The 3,999-nt window shown below is 70.6% G+C and carries 6 protein-coding genes and 1 pseudogene; all 7 read left to right on the top strand.

From position 1 onward, the window contains the following. A partial coding sequence (locus DAA34_RS11905) for a ParB/RepB/Spo0J family partition protein (protein ID WP_158707741.1) occupies positions 1-1,419 on the top strand: 1,419 nt, incomplete at its 5' end. Next, positions 1,419-1,637, top strand: a complete 219-nt coding sequence (locus tag DAA34_RS11910; RefSeq protein WP_158707742.1) for a hypothetical protein — start codon at positions 1,419-1,421, stop codon at positions 1,635-1,637. The genes DAA34_RS11905 and DAA34_RS11910, both read left to right, overlap by 1 nt. Then, on the top strand, positions 1,634-1,849 hold the full coding sequence (locus DAA34_RS11915; RefSeq protein WP_106820179.1) for a hypothetical protein: 216 nt from the start codon (positions 1,634-1,636) through the stop codon (positions 1,847-1,849). The genes DAA34_RS11910 and DAA34_RS11915 overlap by 4 nt, the downstream gene beginning before the upstream one ends. Further along, on the top strand, positions 1,849-2,394 hold the full coding sequence (locus DAA34_RS11920) for a hypothetical protein (RefSeq protein ID WP_158707743.1): 546 nt from the start codon (positions 1,849-1,851) through the stop codon (positions 2,392-2,394). The genes DAA34_RS11915 and DAA34_RS11920 overlap by 1 nt, the downstream gene beginning before the upstream one ends. Next, positions 2,391-2,696, top strand: coding sequence for a hypothetical protein (locus DAA34_RS12200; protein WP_158707744.1), 306 nt, complete (start codon positions 2,391-2,393; stop codon positions 2,694-2,696). The genes DAA34_RS11920 and DAA34_RS12200 overlap by 4 nt, the downstream gene beginning before the upstream one ends. Next, on the top strand, positions 2,693-2,857 hold the full coding sequence (locus DAA34_RS12205; protein WP_158707745.1) for a hypothetical protein: 165 nt from the start codon (positions 2,693-2,695) through the stop codon (positions 2,855-2,857). The genes DAA34_RS12200 and DAA34_RS12205 overlap by 4 nt, the downstream gene beginning before the upstream one ends. A 120-nt stretch (positions 2,858-2,977) precedes the next feature. Then, positions 2,978-3,999: pseudogene (locus DAA34_RS11925) on the top strand (hypothetical protein); the annotation flags it as partial.

Below are 3,999 nucleotides of genomic sequence, written 5' to 3' on the forward strand. Positions count from 1 at the left end.
GTCGGTGACGTCGCCGACGCGTTCCGGGTCATCCGCCTCGACGACGTCCACCCCCACCCGGACAACCCCCGACGCGACGTCGGCGACGTCACCGACCTCGCGGCCAGCATCCGCGAGAAGGGACTCCTCGAGCCCATCGTCGTCGCCCACCCCCCGACCGACACCACCACCGGCGACCTCGACCCGGACGCGCTGGTCCTCCTCGCAGGCCACCGCCGCACCGCCGCCGCCCGCGAGGCCGGCCTCACCGAGGTCCCCGCGATCGTCCGCGCCGACCTCACCACCCGCGCCCAGCAGGTCGAGACGATGATCGTCGAGAACCAGCACCGCGCCGACCTCTCCCCCATCGAGGAAGCCGAGGCCTTCCAGCTCCTCCTCGACCTCGGCGAGACCCAACCCACCATCGCAGCCCGCACCGGCCTCCCCCGCCGCCGCGTCCGCGACCGCCTCAAACTCCACAAGCTCCCCGACACCGCCCGCGACCTCGTCCACACCGGCCAAGCCACCATCACCGACGCGCTCGCGGTCCTCGACGTCGACGCCGAGCACCACGACGAGCTCCTCGCGCACCTGGGCACGCCGAACTTCGACGCCAGGTGCCAGTGGGCGAAGCGCGAGACGCAGCGGCGGAAGGACTTCGAGAAGCTCGAGAAGGACCTCCTCGACGCCGGCTGGGAGAAGGTCAACGAGGACCAGCTCGAAGGACCCGACGCGATCGCGCGCCGCGAGTGGCTCATCCACGGCCAGATCCCGTACACCTACGACCCGGACGGCGTGCGCCGCACCGCGCAGCTCATCATCGACAACGAGGGCAGCCACGACCGGTGGGTCATCGCCCGGACGTCGTCGGACCGGCTCGTCCTCGCCAAGCGCATCGAGCCCGCCGAGTCCAGCCAAAGCCCCAGCGGGGACACGATCACCGGGTCCGACGAAGACCTGGCTGCCGCGTCCGCCCGCGCCGAGCGCGAGGCCCGGCTCGAGTCCGACATGACCGTCGCCGCCAAGCACCTGCGCGACTACCTCCTCGCGCCCGACGTCGACACCCACCTCCTCCTGTCCGAGGCACTCGCCACCGACGAGGTCGGCGAGCGGAGCTTCCACGGGCTGTCCATCTTCGACGGGCGAGACGCATGGACCTCCACCTCGACCGTCCTCGACCTGGACCCGGACCTCGACCATGACGACCGCGATGCGGCCGTGTCCGAAGCGCTCGTCGGCCTCGGGCCCGACCGCGCTGCCGTCGCCCTGTGGCTCCTCCGCGCTAACCCCTGGCCGGGAGATGGGTACGAGCACCTCATCTACGTGGACGCCCTCAACCGCGCCGGACACGCCTGGACCGACCTCGAGCGCGAGCACCACGGCCTCGACGAGAACGGCAACCTCCCCACCCCCGACACCGACGAGGACGGCGACCAGTGATGAACGGCGTCAACATCACCATCAGCGCGACCCCCACGACCAACCGCGCCCAGGGCGGCAGCCTGACCCTGTCCGACCTCGCCGCATTCGTCGAGGTCGCGTTCGCTGCTGGCGTCCACGGGTCGACCCAGGTCACGTGGAAGACCGCCGCCCTCACCGAGATCACCGTCAAGGGCCCTGTCGTCCTCGACCCCGCGTCACCGGAGCAGCAGTCGTGAGCGGCGGGCTCATCAGCGCCGAGCAGCTCGAGACCCAGCTGTGGGACGCCGCGATGACTGTCGGGCCGGGCAACCCCGACCGGTTCGACGCCCTCATCGACACCAAGAACAGGCTCCGCGCCGCTGCCGAGGCGCTCCTCGACGTGTACGTCGAGGCCCGCGACCTCCTCGACCAGAACGGACCGGACAAGGGGATGGGGTGTGAGTCGTGATGCGCACGAAGCGCCGCTACGCCCACGAGCTCTACCCGCACCCCGGCGAGTTCGAGGTCCGTCCTCTGGCTGTCGAGGTGCCCTACCTCTACGCACAGGCGATCGGCCTCGAAATCACCGAGACCGGGTGGTTCGAAGCTCCGTGGAAGACGGACGCATGGGCGAAGGAGGCTACGAACTGCCGCGTGGCCCGCCTGATCGCCGCCCAGCGCAGGGCTCTCCTCGCCGACGCGCTCCTCCAGGGGATGGCGGGGGATGCCGCATGGAAGTGGGCGGAGTCCCGCCTCGTCGACGACGGGGGCTGGGTGTACGACCGGGCCGACCACTACGGCGTCCCCGTCGAGCGGATCAAGCCCTACCCGTGCGGCCCCGAGCCGGATCGCCACGACCACATGGCGTCGACGGGCGACGTCATGGGCAGCGGGATCATCACCCGCGTCCCGGGCAAGGAGAGCGAGTGCCCGACGTGCTGCGAGCCCGGTGCGGATCCTGCGCCTCAGCAGCAAGGACAGCTGGGACTCGGAAGGGAAGCGTGCGACCGATGAAGATTTCAACGCTTAACGACTACGACGCGCTTTATGGACTTCTCGATCGCATCAACGAATCCGGGGAAAATCCCCAAGTGGCCGGGGTTGATAACGCTGGTCGCACCTTCCTCGCCATGCTCTCAGGCCCCTACGCCGAAGCCGCCAGTGCTGTACTCGGGGACCCGTGGAGCTCCGAGATCGGATGGGGCGGCGAATGCGACGAGTGTGGTGGAGACAGCCACGCGATCTGGAACGCGGAAAGGCTGGACTACCCGGTCATCGTGCTGGCTCACCTACCCGAAGGAGCGTGCGACCGATGAGCGACTTCCTGCGCGAGATGGGCCGATCCCTCGTCCAGATGCTCCGAGGGGTGCGCGACCCCGAGGTCTGGGCCGAGACGGTCCTGCTACTCGTCGTGATGGCCGGCTACTTCACGGCGTTCTACGCGATCGCCGGGCTGATCGAGTGGGTGATCCGATGAGTGCCCCGGCCCTGCTCGAGCGCTCCGACGACGGGTGATCGGCGTGCGCGCTAACCGGCCGCATGCCGGTACGCGCTGTCCAGTCCCTGTCCCCTTCCCTCAGCCCGGAGGTACCTGCTCGTGTCTTGGCTCCGCGCCGGTGACAACGGCGCCACCCACCCCGCGGTCATGGCCCTCGTGGCGGTCCGCGGCGCGGAGCCGTCGACGCTCAACGAGGTCGCCGGCTTCGTCCTCCGCTGCGCGATGCAGTCGGCCGGTCACCGCACCGACGGTCGGATCGACCTGGGCACCGCAACGCTGATGGGCAACGGCCGCCACGACGTGCTGCTCACCCAGGCAGAGGAAGCCGGGCTGCTGACCCGCCACGGTCGCGGGAAGAGCCAGTGGTGGCAGCTCATCAACGACCCCGACTTCCTGCACATCCGCTCGAGGGCCGAGCAGGACTGGGAGCGGGAGCGGAAGCGAGACATCGCGAACCCCGACCTCGTCGGCCCCGTGAAGCTGCGCGACGGGGACGGCTGCCGGTACTGCGGCGTGGTCGTGAACTGGGCTCAGCGCCGCGGCAACCGTCGCGGCACGTACCACCACCTCGACCCTGGCACGCCAGCCAAGTCCCCGGACGATCTCGTCGTCGCGTGCTTCAAGTGCAACAGCGAGATCTCGGACCTTCCGAGGCCCAAGCAGCCCACCCCTGCCGCGCCGCCGCGGGTGCCGCTGTACGGGGAGGCGACCCTCGACTACCTCAGGTCGAAGAACTTCCCGCTCCCCGAGACCTGGCGACCCGTCACCCAGGCGGACACCGCCGCACGCCCCCACACCCGGCGACCCGCCACCCAGGCGGACAACGCCCCCACCGAGCCCACGACCGCTCCGAGGGACACCGCGCGACGCGCGACCCCGACCGAGCACCGGGACCACGCGCCGAGCGCGACCCCGGAAGACGGGGACCACGCGCTGAGCGCGACCCCCGCACCCGCGTGGGCTGTCGCTCCGAGGGACACCGCGCGACGCGCGACCCCGACCGAGCACCGGGACCACGCGCCGAGCGCGACCCCGGAAGAGGAGTTTCTGCTGGCCCCAGCAGAAACCAGCAGAAACGAGGTCTCCGGACCGGGTCGGGTCGGGTCGGGTCGGGCAGGGGC

The sequence above is a fragment of the Janibacter massiliensis genome (assembly GCF_900289115.1).
Classification (GTDB): domain Bacteria; phylum Actinomycetota; class Actinomycetes; order Actinomycetales; family Dermatophilaceae; genus Janibacter_A; species Janibacter_A massiliensis.